This window comes from Peristeroidobacter agariperforans, from assembly GCF_004138335.1.
Taxonomy (GTDB): Bacteria; Pseudomonadota; Gammaproteobacteria; order Steroidobacterales; family Steroidobacteraceae; genus Steroidobacter; species Steroidobacter agariperforans.
Map to the genome: position 1 here is coordinate 358,770 of NZ_RYFW01000002.1, position 17,102 is coordinate 375,871.

14 protein-coding genes are annotated in these 17,102 nt (G+C 62.3%); 8 read left to right on the forward strand and 6 right to left on the reverse strand.

The features are described 5' to 3' along the window. The first annotated feature begins 3 nt into the window (after positions 1-3). From EK373_RS15475 to EK373_RS15485, 3 genes are read left to right on the forward strand one after another with little or no spacing between them, the layout of a single operon-like run. Positions 4-1,047: a diguanylate cyclase gene (locus tag EK373_RS15475; protein ID WP_129644467.1), complete on the forward strand. Its 1,044-nt coding sequence runs from the start codon at positions 4-6 to the stop codon at positions 1,045-1,047. Between the two features lie 2 nt (positions 1,048-1,049). Continuing rightward, complete coding sequence (locus EK373_RS15480) at positions 1,050-1,436, forward strand: response regulator (protein WP_129644469.1); 387 nt, start codon at positions 1,050-1,052, stop codon at positions 1,434-1,436. Beyond that, positions 1,436-1,774, forward strand: a complete 339-nt coding sequence (locus EK373_RS15485; RefSeq protein WP_129644471.1) for an Hpt domain-containing protein — start codon at positions 1,436-1,438, stop codon at positions 1,772-1,774. Before EK373_RS15480 ends, EK373_RS15485 begins: the two co-directional genes overlap by 1 nt. On the opposite strand, the gene EK373_RS15490 is transcribed toward EK373_RS15485, so the two are convergent. Further along, entirely contained in the window at positions 1,771-2,424 is a 654-nt protein-coding gene (locus EK373_RS15490; protein WP_198683372.1) for a TetR/AcrR family transcriptional regulator, read from the reverse strand. The genes EK373_RS15485 and EK373_RS15490 overlap by 4 nt on opposite strands. A 166-nt stretch (positions 2,425-2,590) precedes the next feature. Between EK373_RS15490 and EK373_RS15495 the strand changes: the two genes are divergently transcribed. From EK373_RS15495 to EK373_RS15505, 3 genes are all read left to right on the forward strand, one after another. Continuing rightward, positions 2,591-6,091 carry a methylmalonyl-CoA mutase family protein gene (locus EK373_RS15495; protein WP_129644475.1) on the forward strand — a complete coding sequence of 1,167 codons (3,501 nt, stop codon included), beginning with the start codon at positions 2,591-2,593 and terminating at the stop codon, positions 6,089-6,091. Between the two features lie 24 nt (positions 6,092-6,115). After that, positions 6,116-7,888 (forward strand): acyl-CoA dehydrogenase, encoded by a 1,773-nt coding sequence (locus tag EK373_RS15500; protein WP_129644477.1) that lies wholly within the window; start codon positions 6,116-6,118, stop codon positions 7,886-7,888. 216 nt (positions 7,889-8,104) lie between these two features. After that, positions 8,105-9,100 carry an ornithine cyclodeaminase family protein gene (locus EK373_RS15505; protein WP_129644479.1) on the forward strand — a complete coding sequence of 332 codons (996 nt, stop codon included), beginning with the start codon at positions 8,105-8,107 and terminating at the stop codon, positions 9,098-9,100. Here EK373_RS15505 and bioD read toward each other — a convergent pair. Genes bioD through bioA form a run of 3 tightly spaced genes read right to left on the reverse strand, consistent with a single transcriptional unit; the run spans position 9,055 to position 12,162 of the window. Further along, positions 9,055-9,759, reverse strand: a complete 705-nt coding sequence (bioD, locus tag EK373_RS15510) for an ATP-dependent dethiobiotin synthetase BioD (RefSeq protein ID WP_129644481.1) — start codon at positions 9,757-9,759, stop codon at positions 9,055-9,057. The genes EK373_RS15505 and bioD overlap by 46 nt on opposite strands. Before the next feature lie 22 nt (positions 9,760-9,781). Further along, a complete protein-coding gene (locus tag EK373_RS15515; protein WP_129644483.1) occupies positions 9,782-10,891 on the reverse strand; it encodes an aminotransferase class I/II-fold pyridoxal phosphate-dependent enzyme in 1,110 nt (369 codons plus the stop codon). Next, on the reverse strand, positions 10,888-12,162 hold the full coding sequence (gene bioA / locus EK373_RS15520) for an adenosylmethionine--8-amino-7-oxononanoate transaminase (RefSeq protein WP_129644485.1): 1,275 nt from the start codon (positions 12,160-12,162) through the stop codon (positions 10,888-10,890). Before bioA ends, EK373_RS15515 begins: the two co-directional genes overlap by 4 nt. Before the next feature lie 56 nt (positions 12,163-12,218). On the opposite strand from bioA, the gene EK373_RS15525 reads away from it, so the two are divergent. Further along, positions 12,219-12,788, forward strand: a complete 570-nt coding sequence (locus tag EK373_RS15525; RefSeq protein ID WP_129644487.1) for a phosphoribosyltransferase — start codon at positions 12,219-12,221, stop codon at positions 12,786-12,788. 1 nt (position 12,789) lies between these two features. Here EK373_RS15525 and EK373_RS15530 read toward each other — a convergent pair whose 3' ends face one another. Beyond that, complete coding sequence (locus EK373_RS15530) at positions 12,790-14,055, reverse strand: M20/M25/M40 family metallo-hydrolase (protein WP_129644489.1); 1,266 nt, start codon at positions 14,053-14,055, stop codon at positions 12,790-12,792. A gap of 616 nt (positions 14,056-14,671) precedes the next feature. Between EK373_RS15530 and EK373_RS15535 the strand changes: the two genes are divergently transcribed. Continuing rightward, positions 14,672-15,670 (forward strand): sulfate ABC transporter substrate-binding protein, encoded by a 999-nt coding sequence (locus EK373_RS15535; protein ID WP_269813686.1) that lies wholly within the window; start codon positions 14,672-14,674, stop codon positions 15,668-15,670. Here the strand turns inward: EK373_RS15535 and EK373_RS15540 are convergent. Next, positions 15,640-17,025 carry a mechanosensitive ion channel family protein gene (locus EK373_RS15540; RefSeq protein WP_198683373.1) on the reverse strand — a complete coding sequence of 462 codons (1,386 nt, stop codon included), beginning with the start codon at positions 17,023-17,025 and terminating at the stop codon, positions 15,640-15,642. The two genes, EK373_RS15535 and EK373_RS15540, sit on opposite strands and share 31 nt — an antisense overlap. Positions 17,026-17,102: the final 77 nt, after the last annotated feature.

Sequence of the window (17,102 nt, forward strand, 5' to 3'; positions counted from 1 at the left end):
CCCATGCAATCCGATCCCGGCGTGTTCGAGCAGACGCTGACGCTGGAGCTGAGCGCGTTGCAGCCCGAGCTGCGAGTGCTCATCGTCGATGACGATCCGGACGCGCGGGATTATCTGGTCGCGGTCGTGCAGGAAGCAGGCTATCAGACGGTCGTGGCTTCGAGCGGGGAACAGGCCTTGCAGCTGCTGGAAACCGAGTTCTGTCCCATCATGATCACCGATCGCAACATGCCCGGCATGGACGGCGTGACGTTGTGCAAGCGGGCGCGCGAGGGTCACTATCCCGGTTACTTATATATATTCCTGCTCACGGCGCAGAACGCCAGCGCCGATATCGTGTCGGGTCTGAAGGCCGGTGCCGACGATTACCTGGGCAAGAGCAACATTTCGGCGCCCGAGCTGGTTGCGCGCCTCGGCAATGCTCGACGCATCGTCAGTCTCGAACAAGCGCTGCGACGCGCACTCGACCAGAAGCGGCAGATGGCGAATACCGACGTGCTCACCGGCGCATACAGTCGTCGCTATCTCGAGCGGCAGCTGTCGCTGGAGCTGGAGCGCACGCGGCGCTTCAACCATCCGGTCTCGCTCCTGTTGCTCGATATCGATTTCTTCAAACGCATCAACGATCGCTACGGTCACTCCATCGGCGATGAGGTGCTGCGTAACACTTATCGGCGTCTGCGTGAGTTGTTGCCGCGTGCCTGCGATTGGATCGCTCGCTACGGCGGCGAAGAGCTCTTGATCGTATTGATCGACACCGATCTGCGCGGCGCCGAGATCGTTGCGCAGCGGCTGGTCAGCGGTATGGCTGACACTCCCATCGAAACATCGGCCGGGCCGATTCCAGTGACCGTCAGCATCGGCGGTAGCGAGGCCGCGCAGTTGTTGACCAGCGATCTGAGTTCCTCACGCCTCATCGAGATCGCCGATCAGTGCCTTTACGCCAGCAAGCGCGACGGACGCAACCGCTACACCATGTGCCTGGACGGCAACTCGCCGCTGGCGTTCAGCTCGACCGTATCGAGCGCACAGGGCCAGGCGCACTAGCCATGAACAGAGACAATCTTCGCGAGATCCTGTACGTCGACGATGAGCCCGACATTCGCGAGATCGTGCAAATGGCGCTCGGCCTCGTGCCTACTCTATCGGTGGACACGGCGGACTCGGGCATGCGCGCCTTGCAGAGCATGCAGACGAGCAAGCCGGATCTGGTGCTGCTCGACGTGATGATGCCGAACATGGACGGCCCGACGACATTGCAGCAGATGCGCAGCCAGCCAGAGCTGCAGGCCATTCCCGTGATATTCATGACTGCCAAGGCCATGCCGCAGGAAGTGGCCCGTTTTCGCGCGCTCGGTGCGGCAGCGGTGATCGCCAAGCCGTTCGATCCCATGCTGCTGGCCGAGCATGTGTTCTCCATCTGGGAGACATTGTGATGTCCAGCGGTCCCGACGAGCTGCGCGCCAAGATGGTCCAGATCGCGGGCCGGTATATGGAGCGAGTGACGCGGGAAGTGGTGCAGCTCAGGACTATGGTCGACAACGCCGCAAGCGGCAACCTGGATGTGATTCGTGAGATCGAGACGTTGACTCACCGCATGCACGGCAGCGGTGCGATGTTGCAGTTCCACGAGATCAGCAGTTGCGCCGGCGAGATGGAGCGTCTGGCTGCGAGCTTCGTCGCTTCCGGTGCGGTCGATCAGCCGCTTATGCTCGAAGCTCTCGACAAGTTACAAACGGCGATCGACAAAGCAGTGGCGGCGCGTGCGCCTTAACGCGGCTGCAATCCCTGCTCGAACAATTCGCTGAAGCGATGCGCGATCTCGGCAGCGGCCAGCTGGTCGTCGCTGCGATACCAGTGCGCAATCCAGTTCAGCGCGCCCGCCAATGCGAACGCCGTCATCTTTTCATCGCACGGACGAATCGAGCCGTCGCTGACGCCGGCGCGAATCAGGCTGCGCAGGCCCTGGTCGATTTCCGATTTCAGCGCCTTCACTTTGCGGCTCATCGCCGGGCTGAGATCCTGGTTCTCGGCCTGCACCATGCACCAGCCGAAGTCCGACGTGATGGCTTCGGCGTAGCGCGTGATCACTGCCGCCAGGCGCTCGCGTCCGGTGGTCGTCGATTCACGCTGTTCCTCGATGCCGTCCATGATCAGCTTCAGGCCGGCGCGGAAACATTCAAACAGCAGCTGCTCTTTGTTCTCGACGTAATGGTAGACCGTCGGCTTGGTGACGTTCAGCTCGCTCGCGATGTCGTCCAGCGAGGTGTTGTGATAGCCGCGCTCCCGGAAGGCCCGGGCGGCGGTCATGATCACCGCGTCGCGCTTGCGCTCCCGATCCCGCACTCTCGCGCCCACCGAAGCCCATAGGGCGGGGCCGCTGGCCCGTTGCGGAACGTTCTTGCGCGCCTGTCGACCTGCCACCGGAAAGCTGCTCCTCAAGAGGGACGAGCTGGGGATCATAGCCTGTGACCTGGTTCCCCGGGGGCCTGATTGACCGGGCGGGGTCGGGCTAAATATACTCGCGGGTAAATTAGAGTGCCAGCTTACTCTGCCCCCGGAATACCTCCGATTCGCCCCGAGGCGACCCATGAATACAGCCGCTGTTCTGCCTTTCCGTGCCGACAACCGAGCGACCCGTCCCGAGGCGCATCCGCTGCGCTTCGTCAGCGCGGCGTCGTTGTTTGACGGTCACGATGCCGCTATCAACATGATTCGCCGCTTGTTGCAGGCCCATGGCGCGGAGGTCGTGCACCTCGGCCATAACCGCAGCGTGGCTGACATCGTGCGTGCGGCGATTCAGGAGGATGCCGATGGCATCGCCGTGTCGTCCTACCAGGGCGGACACAACGAATACTTCGCCTACATGGTCGACATGCTGCGCGAGCAGGGCGTCGATCACATCCGCGTCATCGTCGGCGGCGGCGGCACGATTGCCCCGCACGAAGTCGAAGCGCTGGAAAAGCACGGCGTCGAAAAGATCTATACGCCCGAAGACGGCCGCCGTATGGGCCTCGACGGCATGATCGACGACGTTTTCAAGCGCGTCGCTGCCTCGGCCAAGCCCAACTATGCCTTCGGCTCAGGCAGCTCGTTGGACCCGCGCGATCATCATCAACTCGCGCAGGCCATCTCTCTGCTGGAAGGCACAGGCGATGAGGATGCTGCGGGTCAGGAGATCCGCAAGGCGATTGCAAAGGTGCAGGGTGGCGCGCCGGTGATCGGTCTGACGGGCACGGGCGGCGCCGGTAAATCCAGTCTGAACGACGAGCTGCTGCAACGATTCGTGCGCCATTTCCCGGATCGCAACATTGCGGTCGTGGCGATGGATCCGACGCGTCGTCGCTCGGGCGGCGCGTTACTCGGCGACCGTATTCGCATGAATTCGCTCGCCGCGCCCAACGTGTTCATGCGTTCGCTTGCGACTCGTCGCCAGAACCTCGCAACCAGCGCCGTGCTCAAAGATGTCATCGGCCTGCTGCGGCTCGCGCAGTTCGATCTGATCATCGTCGAGACCGCCGGCATCGGTCAGTCGGACACCGAGATCGCCGACATGGTCGATGTGTCCGCCTATGTGATGACGAGCGAATACGGCGCGGCCAGTCAGCTCGAGAAGATCGACATGCTGGACTTCGCCGACGTGATCGTGCTGAACAAGTTCGAGAAGCGCGGCGCTGAAGACGCGTTGCGTGACGTGCGCAAGCAGTGGCGTCGCAATCATCCCGATCGCGCCCGTCTGGCGGATGAGCAAGTGCCGGTGTTCCCGACCATCGCCAGCCGGTTCAACGATCCCGGCGTCAACCACTTGTTCTCGCGCCTGTGCAAGCTGGTGAACGAGAAGCGTCCGGACTTGAAGGATCGTCAGTGGTCGCCGGGCGATGTCGGGCCGATCAAGTTCGTGTCTCGCGACCCGTTGATTCCGGGCACGCGCAGCCGTTATCTCGCCGAAATCGCGGGTGCGGGACGCAGAGCCCGTTCGAATATCGACGCGGTCGTCGACGCGGCTCGGCGTGCGTCGGGCGTCTATGAAACATTGCGCACCTTGCACGACGCGCGCTTGCCGGAGCCGTTGGATCGCTTTCCCGAGGATGCGCTCAACGATCAGTCGATCGACGCAACACGTCGCGAGCTGCGCGCTGCCTACAACAAGGCGCTCGATGATGTCGGCCCCGAGGGCGTGGGCGAGTTGAAGCGTTGGCCCGGGCGTGTCAAAGGCGTTACCGACGAGAAGTATTCGTACAAGGTGCGCGACAAGCTCGTGACGGGCGATAACTACCTCACGTCGTTGAGCGGCAATCAGATGCCGAAAATCGCCGTGCCGCGCTTCAAGGACTGGGGCGAAACGTTGCAGTTCATCCTGTCCGAGAATCTGCCGGGCAGCTATCCGTACACCGGCGGCGTGTATCCGTACCGTCGGGAGGAAGAGGATCCGATCCGCATGTTCGCGGGCGAGGGCGGGCCGGAGCGCACCAATCGTCGCTTCCATTACCTCGCCAGCGGTCACGGCGCGACGCGTCTGTCGACGGCGTTCGATTCCACGACGTTGTATGGCGAAGATCCAGATACGCGGCCCGATATCTACGGTCGCACCGGCAACTCCGGCGTGTCGATCGCGACGCTCGATGACATGAAGAAGCTGTACTCCGGCTTCGATCTGTGTGCGCCGACGACGTCTGTGTCCATGACGATCAACGGCCCCGCCCCGATGTTGCTAGCCATGTTCATGAACACGGCGATCGATCAGCGCGTCGAACGTTTCCTGCGTGCGCAAGGCCGCTGGGCCGCGGCCGAGAAGCGTATCGGCGAGATTCGCGATGAGATGAAGGCCAAGGGCCTGAATCCGGCGATCTACAGCGGCGACTTGCCGCAAGGTCACGACGGTTCCGGCGTCGCGCTGCTGGGCATCACCAGCGACCAGCTGATCGCACCCGGTGTGTTGAGCGCCGAGGAACATGCCAAACTGAAAGCCGAAGCAATGTCATTGGTGCGTGGCACGGTTCAGGCCGACATCCTCAAGGAGGATCAGGCGCAGAACACCTGCATCTTCTCCACCGAGTTCGCGCTGCGCATGATGGGCGACGTGCAGCAGTTCTTCATCGACAACAAGGTGCGGAACTTCTACTCGGTCTCCATCTCCGGATATCACATCGCCGAGGCGGGCGCGAACCCCATCAGCCAGTTGGCGTTCACGTTGTCGAATGGCTTCACGATCGTCGAGTACTACCTCGCGCGCGGCATGAAGATCGACGACTTCGCACCCAACCTGTCGTTCTTCTTCTCGAATGGCATGGATCCCGAGTACGCCGTCATCGGCCGCGTCGCTCGTCGAATCTGGGCGCGCGCCATGCGCGATCTCTACGGAGCCGGCCCGCGCAGCCAGATGCTGAAGTATCACGTTCAGACCTCCGGTCGTTCGCTGCACGCGCAGGAAATTCAGTTCAACGACATTCGTACGACGCTGCAGGCGATGTACGCGCTGTTCGACAACTGCAATTCGCTGCACACCAATGCCTATGACGAAGCGCTGACGACGCCGACGGAAGAAAGCGTGCGTCGCGCCGTGGCCATCCAGCTCATCATCAACAAGGAGCTGGGTCTGAACAACAACCAGAATCCGTGGCAGGGCTCGTTCTTCCTCGAGCAGCTCACCGATCTGGTGGAAGAAGCCGTGTACCGGGAATTCGAATCGTTGTCCGAGCGCGGTGGTGTGCTCGGAGCGATGGAGACGATGTATCAGCGCGGCAAGATCCAGGAAGAGAGCATGTACTACGAGAAGCGCAAGCACGATGGCTCGCTGCCGCTGATCGGCGTGAATACTTTCCTTTCCGATACGGACTCGAACGAGGCTGCAAAGGGTGTCGCGCTGATCCGCTCGACCGATGAGGAGAAGGATTTCCAGGTTGCGGCCGTGAAGTCCTTCCAGCAACGCAACGCGGCGCATACCGCGGAAGCCCTACGCAACCTGCAGAAGATCGCCACCTCCGGCGGGAATGTCTTTGCCGAGCTGATGAACGCGGTTAAGGTATGTTCTCTCGGTCAGATCTCCCGCGCGCTGTACGAAGTCGGCGGGCAGTATCGCCGCAGTATGTAACTTGCAGCTAACACACTGACTTCCATGTACAAAGCACCTCTCAAAGAACTGCGCTTCGCGATCCATCAGCTGATCGGCGACGAGCGTTTGGTCGGACTGTCCGGCTTGCCAGACTATTCCACCGAGTTTGCCGACGCGGTGTTGGACGAAGCTGCCCGCTTTGCCGAGGGTGTACTCGATCCGATCAACCGTCTCGGGGATCGCACTGGTGCGAAGTGGACGGCCGAAGGCGTTCGCATGCCGGCGGAGTTCAAGGCTGCGTATGCCAAGTTCGTCGAAGGCGGTTGGACGCAGTTGCGCGCCGAGGCGGAGTTCGGCGGTCAGGGCGCACCCACCGTGCTGGGTACGGCCGTGGAAGAGTTGTGGGCCTCCTCGAACCTTGCGTTCAAGTTGTGCCCCATGCTCACGCAGGGCGCCGTCGAGGCCATCAATCAGTGCGGCTCGCAGGCGCAGAAAGAAAAGTATCTGCCGAAGATGATCAGCGGCGAGTGGACCGGCACGATGAACCTGACCGAGCCGCAGGCCGGCTCCGATCTCGCTGCCATCCGCACCCGGGCCGTGCCGGAAGGCGATCACTATCGCTTGTACGGTCAGAAGATCTTCATCACTTACGGCGATCACGACTACACCTCGAACATCATTCACATGGTGCTCGGTCGCGTCGAAGGCGCGCCTGCCGGTGTGCGTGGCATTTCGTTGTTCATCGTGCCGAAGGTGCTGGTGAACGACGATGGCAGCCTCGGCAAGCCGAACGACGTGCGCTGTGTTTCCATCGAGCACAAGCTCGGCATCCATGCCAGCCCGACTTGCGTGCTGTCGTATGGCGATAAGGAAGGTGCGGTTGCCTATCTGGTCGGCGAAGAGAATCGCGGTCTGGAATATATGTTCATCATGATGAACGCCGCGCGTCTCTCCGTTGGCCTGGAAGGTTATGCACTCGCGGAGCGTGCATATCAGCAGGCGCTCGAATATTCGCGCACTCGAGTGCAGGGCAAGCCGAAGACGAACAACGTGCCGGACGGCTCGAAGGTGCCGCCGATCGCGTATCACCCTGACGTGAAGCGCATGCTGCTGACTCAGAAGGCGTACACCGATGCGGCGCGTGCGGTGGCGTTGTACGCAGCGATGCAGCTCGATCTGGGTAAGCATCTTCCCGAGGGCGATGAGAAGGCGAAGGCGCAGGCTCGCGGCGAATTGTTGATTCCCATCGTGAAGGGCTGGTCGACCGAGCTTGGCGTGACAATGGCGTCGCTCGGCGTGCAGGTTCACGGTGGCATGGGCTTCATCGAAGAAACCGGCGCGGCGCAGATCCTGCGCGACTCGCGCATCGCGCCGATCTACGAAGGCACGACGGGCATTCAGGCGGGCGATCTGGTCGGCCGCAAGGTGGGTCGTGACAACGGCGCTGCGATGAATGCGCTCATCGCCGACATGCAGGCGGAGCTCGAGAAGCTTTCTTCGAGCGATGCCGGTGTCGCGGCGAGCAAGGCCGCTGCGTTGGAAGGTGTCGCTGCGTTGAAGGATGCGACCGCGGCGCTGCTGAAAGATCCAGAGGGTGCACTGGCGACCTGCGTGCCGTATTTGATGCTGGGCGGCGTCGTCATCGGCGGTTGGCTCACGGCCAAGGCACATGATCTCGCCGTTCGTCAGGCATCGTCCGATCCGGATTTCTTTGCCGCCAAACAGCAGATCTCGCGGTTCTATGCGGCGAACTTGTTGCCGGAGGCGCAGACGTTGTCGCGCGTTGTGAAGCAGGGTGCTGCGTCGATTCTCGAAGCGGATCCAGCGAAGCTTTAGTTCAATTCTCCGGCCTGAAGACCCACCCCTTTATCCCCTTCCCGTGAACGGGAGGGGGTAATTCTGTTTGTATTTTTTTGGGAAGGGGGGCGGGGCAGTCGCCGCCTTTCACGTTTGGGCTCGACCCCGGGTGAATTCTCCGCCGCGGCCGGTCATATCGGGTGTGGGATATGGCTAATCACATCCGGAGTTCGCCTGGCCCCGGCGAATATAACAATGCGTCATACAGCCTCCACTCCCGTGCTGGTCATCGGCGGCGCCGACGTGCGACGTTTGCTGCCGATGGAGGATTGCATCCCTATCGTCGAGAGCGCGATGCGAGAGGTGTCACGGGGCGGGGCGCAGCTGCCCCTGCGCATCGGCTGTGCGCCGCCGGGCACGCCAAACATTCTGGCGGTCATGCCGGGTTATCTCGACGAGCCGCCAACCATCGGCGCGAAAGTCATTGCTGTTTATCCGGCGAGCGCTCAGCGGGGCTTGTCGTCTCACATGGGCGTGGTGGTGCTGTTCGATTCACGCGAAGGATTGCCGCTGGCAATCATCGACGCGGCTTCGATCACGTCACTACGCACGGCCGCGGCGACCGCGGTGGCGACCAAAGCGTTGGCGTCTGAAGCCGCCGCCGATCTGACGATCATCGGCACCGGCGAACAAGCAGCCGCCCATCTGGACGCGATCAGCCTGGTCCGTAAGCTGCGTTCGGTGCGCGTCTGGGGTCGCTGCAAAGAAAAAGCCTACGCGTTCGCCGATCGCGAAGCGCGGCCGGGACAGCCAAACATCGAAGTCTACGGAGCGGTTCGCGATGCCTTGCTGGGCGCGGACCTCGTTTGCACGACCACCGGCTCGAGCGAGCCCATCGTCGAAGGCGCATGGATCGCACAAGGCACGCACGTCAACCTGATCGGAGCGAGCTCCGCCGGCGCGCGTGAAGTCGATGACGCGTTGGTCCTGCGAAGTAGTTTCTTCGTCGATTTTCGAGGCTCCGCGCTGGCGCAAGCCGGGGAGTTGCTCAGTGCGATGGGCTCGAACGCCGCCAAACATATCCGTGGCGAAATCGGCGAGGTGCTCAACGGCAGCGTGCCCGGCCGCACCGACGAGTTCGAAGTGACCGTCTATAAATCACTGGGCATCGCGGCGCAGGATCTCGCCGCGGCCCATGCAATCTATCAACGCGCGCAGCAGCGCGGCTTGGGTGTTCGCGCCGAGTTGTGACCATTGCTCGGACAGGCGCCTTCGATGGCCACTGCCAGCGAATGCACGTCGGTGATCACGGTGAGCTTGTCCTGGTCGACCAGCCAGCGCCGGTTCAATTCGTGCAGCTGGTTGTTCGGGTCGAAGTGGTTCAAATAAACGATCGTCGGTGTCGAGTTGACGGCGGCCATCGTGAGGCGCACGGCATTGATCGTGCCCAGCTCCGCATCGGCGACCAATAGCATCCGATCCACTTCGAGACGTCGCAACAGATCCAGGCTGTCACCGTCGCAGGCCAGCGGCGAGTGAACGCCGCCGACGGTTTCGACGAAGCCGACGTCTACTTCCGAGGGCCAGCGGATCTCGTCGATGATTTCCGACATCCATACCGGACCGCGCCCGAGCGCATTGGCCGCCATCGGCGGAGCGAGCGCCAGCGGATACCAGCGATGGGCGGGACAGATCTCAGTGACTTCTTCACCGCTGGCGCCGGCGAGACGCGCGGCATCGGTGTCGATTTCATCCGGCCCATACGATTGCACCGGTTTTCGTGCCGCGACGCGCGCGCCCCGCAACTTCAGCGTTGCCAGCAGTTGCGCGGTCACCCAGGTCTTTCCTACTTCCGTGTTCGTGCCAATCACGCCAATCAATAGGGAAGGTCTGGAATCGATCACAGTCATTGCGTCTTGAGCGAGGTTCGAATTAAACAAAGTTGAATCTACCGAGCGCGGCTCGCAGGCTTTCGACCATCGCCTCGCTGTGAGAGGCCGACAGCGCGACCCGCAGCCGCGCCGTTCCTTTGGGAACGGTAGGTGGGCGAATTGCCGGCACGTGGATACCAACTTCTCGTAACTGGGCCGCAGCGCCAAGCGCGGCCGCATCCTCACCGAGGACGACAGGCACGATGGCGGACGGGTGGCCCGGGCGAAGCATATCGATCAGCGAGCGCAGGCGCTCTCGCAAATGATTGCCTTCCTCGCTGCGACAGATCCGCACCGCCGCTGCGGCCGCCGCGGTGTCGGCGGGTGACAGGCCGGTCGTGAAAATGAAGGTCCGCGCGCGATTGACGAGCAATTCGATCAAACGGCTCGATCCGGCGACGAAACCGCCCAGCGAGCCCAATGTTTTCGACAGAGTGCCGACGTGCAATACCGCTAAATCCGGAGTCGCCGCGAGCTTGGGGCCAAGCGCGGCGTGCGCTTCATCCAATATGAGCAACGCGCCATGCTCGCTGCACAGCTGCGCGAGCGCAGGCAGGGGCGCAGTGTCACCGTCCATGGAGAACACCGATTCAGTCACCACGATTTTCCGACCTGGAGTTTGTCTAAGCAGGGTCTGCAGGTGCTGCAGATCCAGGTGACGGTAAATCAAAGTGCGCGCTTTGGCCAGCCGACAACCGTCGATTATCGAAGCGTGATTGAGCTCGTCGCTAAAAAGCGTCACGTCCGTTTCACCGAATGTCGTGAGGACGCCAAGATTCGCTGAGTACCCCGACGAGAACACGAGTGCGCGCTCCGATTGGTTCCATTCGGCGAGCAAAGACTCCAATTCGGTGTGCAAGCTGCGGGTGCCGACGATCAGCCGCGAGGCCATTGCACCGGTGCCAAAGCGTTCAATGGCTGAAATGGCGGCCAGCCGGACCTGCGGATGGGAGGCGAGGCCGAGATAGTCGTTGGACGCAAAAGAAACAAGCCGCCGGTCGCGCACGCGGCCTTCGGGGCCGTCCCCATCGAATGGCACCGTCTCGCGATATCTGTTGATGGCGCGCAGGCCGGCCAGCTCGCGCTCGGCCCAGGAATTCCAGTGGGTCACGCTGTTTCCTCCAGCGCCGCGGCGAGCGTCGCGACGATGCGCTCGATCTCTGCTGCCGTGATGGTGAGCGGCGGCACGATCGTTATGACAGGTCCCATGGAGCGAGAGAGCACACCGCGCTTGACCATCGCTGAACAAGTCCGGCGCGCGAGCTTGGGATCGTCACTCGTATCGAGCTCGACTGCGCCCATCAACCCCTGCAGGCGAATATGTTTGACCCGCTTGAAGGGGCGAATGCGCGTCTCGAGCTCGCTGCGCAGTTGAGCTGAGCGCTCACGGACGTTGTCAAGGACGGGCAGAGACGCTATCAGCTGTAAATGTTTGAGCGCGACGGCGGCGGCAAGCGCGTTTCCGCCATAGGAGTGGCCGTGGTACAGCGTCTTCTCGCTCAGGTCCGGACCGAGGAACGCCGCGAACACTCGTTGTGACGCGACGGTGGCCGACATTGGCAGATAGCCGCCCGTGATGCCCTTGCCCAGACACATCAAATCCGGCCGCAGCCCGCATTGCTCGGACGCGAACAGCGTGCCAGTGCGGCCGAAGCCGGTCGCGACTTCATCGCAGATCAGCAGGACACCGGTGTCGTGGCAGGCCTTGCCGAGCTCGGCGAAATCCCCAGCCGGAGCGATCGACATGCCAGCCGCGCCTTGCACCAGCGGCTCGACCACTACCGCCGCGAGCTTGCGGTGGTGCTCGCGAACCATTTGGGCCGCACTGTGCAAAGCGCCTGGCTCTGTGAACGCAGGGGCGCGGAGCACAGGGAAGCGCAGCGGATCGAAGATCTGTGTGCCGAATCCACCGCCGCCCAAGGAGAGCGAGCCGATGGTGTCGCCGTGATAGCCGTCGCCGAAGGCGAGATAGGTCGTGCGGCCTTGCTCGCCCTTGTTGGTCCAGTACTGGAACGCGATCTTCAGCGCCTGCTCGACCGCGGCAGCGCCGTCTGATGCGAACAACGTATGTGCTCGATCCACCGGCACGACCCGAGCCAGCGCTTCAGCAAACTCGATGACGATGCGATTGCCATTGCCCAGCATGGTCGAGTGAGCGACGCGGTCCAACTGCTCGCGCAACGCTTGATCGAGCTCGGGCACGCGATGACCCAGCGTCGTGACCCACAGCGACGAGATTGCGTCCAGGTAACGACGTCCGTCGACGTCAATCAGCTCGCGTCCTTCGCCGCGCTCCACGATCACCGGGCTGTTTGCCCCATAGCAATCCATTTGGGTAAAGCCATGCCAGACGCTGGCGGCGTCGCGTTCGAGCCAGTTCATGCTGTCAACCTCGCCTACGGAATCGAGTAGACAGTGTAAGCGAGTATGATGCCGCGATGGAAAAAACCTATATTTCGGCTGAATCCCTGTTGCGGGACTCGCTGGCGCTCGGGGTGCAGATCGTCCGCAGCGGCTTCCGGCCGTCGTTTCTGGTCGGCGTGTGGCGCGGCGGGGCGCCCATCGGCATCTCCGTGCAAGAGGTGCTGGAATTCAACGGCATCGAATGCGATCACATTTCGATCCGCACCTCGTCCTACCTGGGCATCGATGAGCAGTCGAAGACAGTGCGTGTGCACGCGATCGACTATCTGGTGTCGCAGCTGAGTTTCGAGGACCAGCTGCTGTTGATCGACGATGTGTTCGATTCGGGGCGCAGCCTCGAAGCCGTGGTTGCCGAGCTGCAACGTCGCTGCCGTCGCAACATGCCGGAGCAGGTCAGGATCGCCACTGTCTATTACAAGCCGACCAGGAACACCAGCTCACTGCGTCCGGACTACTTCATTCGCGAGACCGATCAATGGCTGGTGTTTCCACACGAAGTGCAGGGCCTCACGCGAGCAGAGATATTGGCGAACAAGCCGGTGGACGAAGATTTCTTCCTGCCCACTTCGCGGCCCGATAAATAACTCAGTTGCCTCTCAGCAGATCGACGAGCGTCAGCGCGACCACCGCGGTGGCCTTCCTCAAGTCGTCGAGGCGCAAACATTCATCGGCGCCGTGTCCGTTTGCTTCCTGCAATGTTTTGGGGCCAGCGCCGTACAGCACCGTGGGAATGCCCGCTGACGCGTAGTGCCTCGCATCCGTGTAGAGCGGCACGCCCTGCACGGGGATCGCGACCCCGAATTCTTCTTCGGCGTGCGTTCGCAAAGCGATGAGGGAGCGGGCGGCGCCGGGCAGTTCGAGCAGCGGCTCGGCCAGCAGGATTCGTTTGATGTCGAGCGTGATGCCGGGGCGAGATGCGATGGCGGTTTCGATCAGCGAGCGCAGCTGTGACTCCGCCTCTTCGGCAGACTCTTCCGGAATGATGCGACGTTCGAGACGCAGCGTGACCTGGTCCGGCACCACATTCGTATTGATGCCGCCCTGAATCAGGCCGATGTTGAGGGTGGCGGTCTCGATGCCGGGCACTTTCGAGCGCTTGTGCGCCAGCTCCTGTCTGTGCGCATAAAGCGCGTTGAGAATATCGGTCGTCGCTTCGAGCGCATCGACGCCAGTCTCAGGCATCGCGGCATGGCCGGACTTGCCGTTCACCACGACTTCCAGGTGCAAGCAGCCGTTGTGCGCGCTCGTGACTGCGTAAGAGAACCCTGCGCAGATTGCCAAGGCAGGCGTGCTCAGACGCTCCGACACCAGGCGTTTCGGGCCGATGTTGCCGCCGACTTCTTCGTCATACGTGAAGTGCAGCTCGACCGAGCCGTGCAGCGGCACGCCCTGTTTCTCCAGGTCGATCAAGGCGAGTAGCGCCCACGTATACGTTGCGAAGTCCGATTTGCTCACGGCGACGCCACGACCGAACATCACCAATCCGTGATCGGGATCGTCGATGATCTCCGCGCCGTAGGGATCGCGAGTCCAGCCCTGGCCCGGCGGCACCACATCGCCGTGCGCGTTGAGCGCGACTGTCATGCCGCCGCGGCCGAAATGTCGCCGCACGATGAGATTCGTGGCGGAGATCATTCCATTTGCTTTCGCGACCTGCGCGGGCACGACGTCTGTTTCCACTTCTAGATCGAGCAGACTCTCGAGCAGTTCGTGGGCGCGCTCGGCAGCAGGTGCGCAATCGCCCGGCGGGTTGTCGCTGGGCACGCGCACCAGCTCGGCGAGAAACTCGACTTGCCGGATGAACTCGCGCTCCAGGAAGGCGTGCACCAAGGCGCGGGCGGACGCAGGCATTCAGCATTCCTTTTTTGTAGAGGGCGAGAGCTTCAATCGCCAGCGGCATTGGATCCGATGCAGCATTATAAATTGAGACTGCGACGCCGAACGCACTCGTGCGCATTGACGAAACATTGACATTCGTCGCCTGCAGTCCTCGCATCAGGCTTTGTTTGGAACCATCGAGAAGGCGAATCGCTTAGTAGGGGAGCCGATTGCATCGGAACATCTGGAGGGAATGACACATGCGTGCCTTTGCTTTGCTTGCCGTGACCGCGCTGATGTTTGCGGCGGGTTGCGCGAAAAAGGATGACACCTCTGACATGAGCACACCGCCGGCCGATACCGCGCCGACGACGCCTGCTCCTATGCCGGCTGAACCGGCGCCGAGCCCGACCCCGTCGGACACCCCGCCGCCCCCGGATAGCACGACCACGACGCCTCCGCCGGCTGAGGGTACGACTCCGCCGCCCCCGGCTCAGCAGTAGCGCCATTCAGGCCTTCAGGCGGCGTCATCGCGACGCCGCCTCACTCATAACTGCCGATAACTTCCTTATCACCGCGGCGTTACTGACACGAGCCGCGGCCTGCCTGCAGAATCGCTGCCCCTCATTCAGGATCGATGGCAGTGCGCATGAATATTCGCGTCTGGGTGGCGCTCGCCGGCTTGCTGCTGGCGCCGGCGGCGTTTTCGCAGGAACTGCTCAACGCGTCGTACGACGTGGCGCGCGAGCTGTTCGATGACATCAACCCGGCGTTCATTGCCGAGTGGAAGAAGCAGACCGGCAAGACGCTCAAGATCCGACAGTCGCACGGCGGCTCCTCCAAGCAGGCGCGCTCGGTGGCCGAAGGCTTGCCGGCCGACGTAGTGACATTCAATCAGGTCACCGATATCGAGTTGCTGCACAAGGCCGGCCTGCTCGGCGCCGACTGGCGGCAACGATTGCCGAACAATGCTTCGCCGTTTTATTCGCTGCCGGTGTTGCTGGTGCGCGAAGGCAATCCCAAGCAGGTGAAGGACTGGAGCGATCTCGCCAGGCCCGGCATCCAGGTGGTGTTCCCCAATCCCAAGACTTCGGGCAACGGCCGATACACCTATCTCGCTGCTTACGCGTACGCCCTGGCGCAGAACAAAGGCGATGAAGCCAAGGCGAAAGACTTCGTGACCAGGCTGCTCGCGAATGTGCCGGTGTTCGACACGGGCGGGCGCGGCGCTTCGACGACGTTCATCGAGCGCGGCATCGGCGATGTGCTCGTGACGTTCGAGTGCGAGATCACGGCGATCCGTCGTGAGTACGGCAAGAGCAAGCTGCAAGCGGTGATTCCGTCGATGAGCCTGCGCGCCGATTTCCCGGTGGCCGTGGTCGATAAGGTCGTCGATCGCAAGAACACGCGCGAAGCCGCGACTGCGTATCTGAAATATCTCTACAGCCCGGCCGGACAGGACATCATCGCCAAGCACTACAACCGCGTGAACGACGCCAACGTCACCAAGAAGTACGCTGCCCAGTTTCCGGCCATCAAGCTGGTGACGGTCGACGAGGTGTTCGGCGGCTGGGATAAAGTGATGAAACTCCACTTCGCCGACGGCGCCATCCTGGATCAGGCGCTCGCGAAAGCGCCGGCGCGCTGAGCGCCTGGGTGCCGATCGAGAGTTGACGTGCGAATTCTGGGCAGGCTGTCTGGATAGCTCTTCTGCAGAAAGGCGATCAGCTTCTCGCGCACGTCGCAGCGCAAGTCGAAGGCCTGCCCGGCATCGCGGGCGCTGACGATCACGCGGACTTCGACCGTGTGCTGTTTGGTGTCCGTGACCTGCAGTGCGCTCACTTTGCGATCCCAAAGCTGAGATCCCTCGAGAATTCGCTGCAGTTCGGCGCGCAGCGGCGCCAACGGCACGTTGTAGTCGACATAAAGAAATACCGAGCCGATAACGTCCGCGCTGCTGCGCGTCCAGTTCTGGAACGGCTTCTCTATGAAATAAGAAATAGGCAGCACCAGCCGGCGCCAGTCCCAGATACAAACGACCACGTAAGTGAGTGTGATCTCCTCGATGCGGCCCCATTCGCCTTCGACGATCACTACGTCGTCGATGCGGATGGGCTGGGTCAACGCGATCTGTATCCCGGCCAACAGCGTCGCGATGCTCTTCTGCGCGGCGAAGCCAAGGATGATGCCCGCAACACCGGCCGACGCGATGATGGCCGTGCCGAAGTGACGCACCGACTCGAACACCATGAGCATGGATGCGATGGCGATGAGTGCGAGAATGGAAGTGACGATCTTCCGCAGCATCGTCACCTGCGTGTAGATGGCTCGTGCACGGCGGTTGTCGCTCACGGCCAGTTGCTGTCGCTGCAGGATCAGCGACGTGCCGACATGAATCAGCTGCAGCCCGACGTAGGCCAGCGTCGCGATGAGCAGGATGCTGGTCGCGTCCTGCACGATGGCTTCGGTTTTCGAGGACACCGCCAGTGCCGGCGCGCCGAGCAGAATGGCGATGAGCGGCAACACCCAGCGCACGGCGCGGCCAGCGAAAGGAATCAGAATTTCGCTCCAATCGTTGTCGGTGCGCGCGGCGATCTTGCGTAGCGCTGTATCCGTCGTGACTCCGATGCGGACCAGCAGCCACGCGATGCCGACGAGTGTGCCGAGGCCCTGCCACCACTCCAGCGCGGCGAGCGCGGTCGTCGAGAACTTGTATTCCTCGAGGTCGGCAACGATGGTCGACGCCACCAGATACAGGCCATTCACCCAGATCAGGAACGCCAGCGGACGAATGCACCGGGTGGCGCCACGCCAGATCCATTCGCGAATTGCGGCTTGCGTGCCGTCTTCCATCGGCATGTGAGTGTTCGTCTCGCGCGCCGCCTTGTACTTGATGAACCAACTCAGAATTACATGCGCCAATGCCAGTCCCACGAGCACACTCGCGACCGTGATCCAGGTCGCCCGGTCGAGGCTGGTAAACGCCGCGATCAACTCTTGCATGAAAATCTCCGTCAGGGCGTGCGCGGATCGCGGTGCGCCGCGCACCAAGTCTTCTTAACCACGCAGCGCGCTCAAAG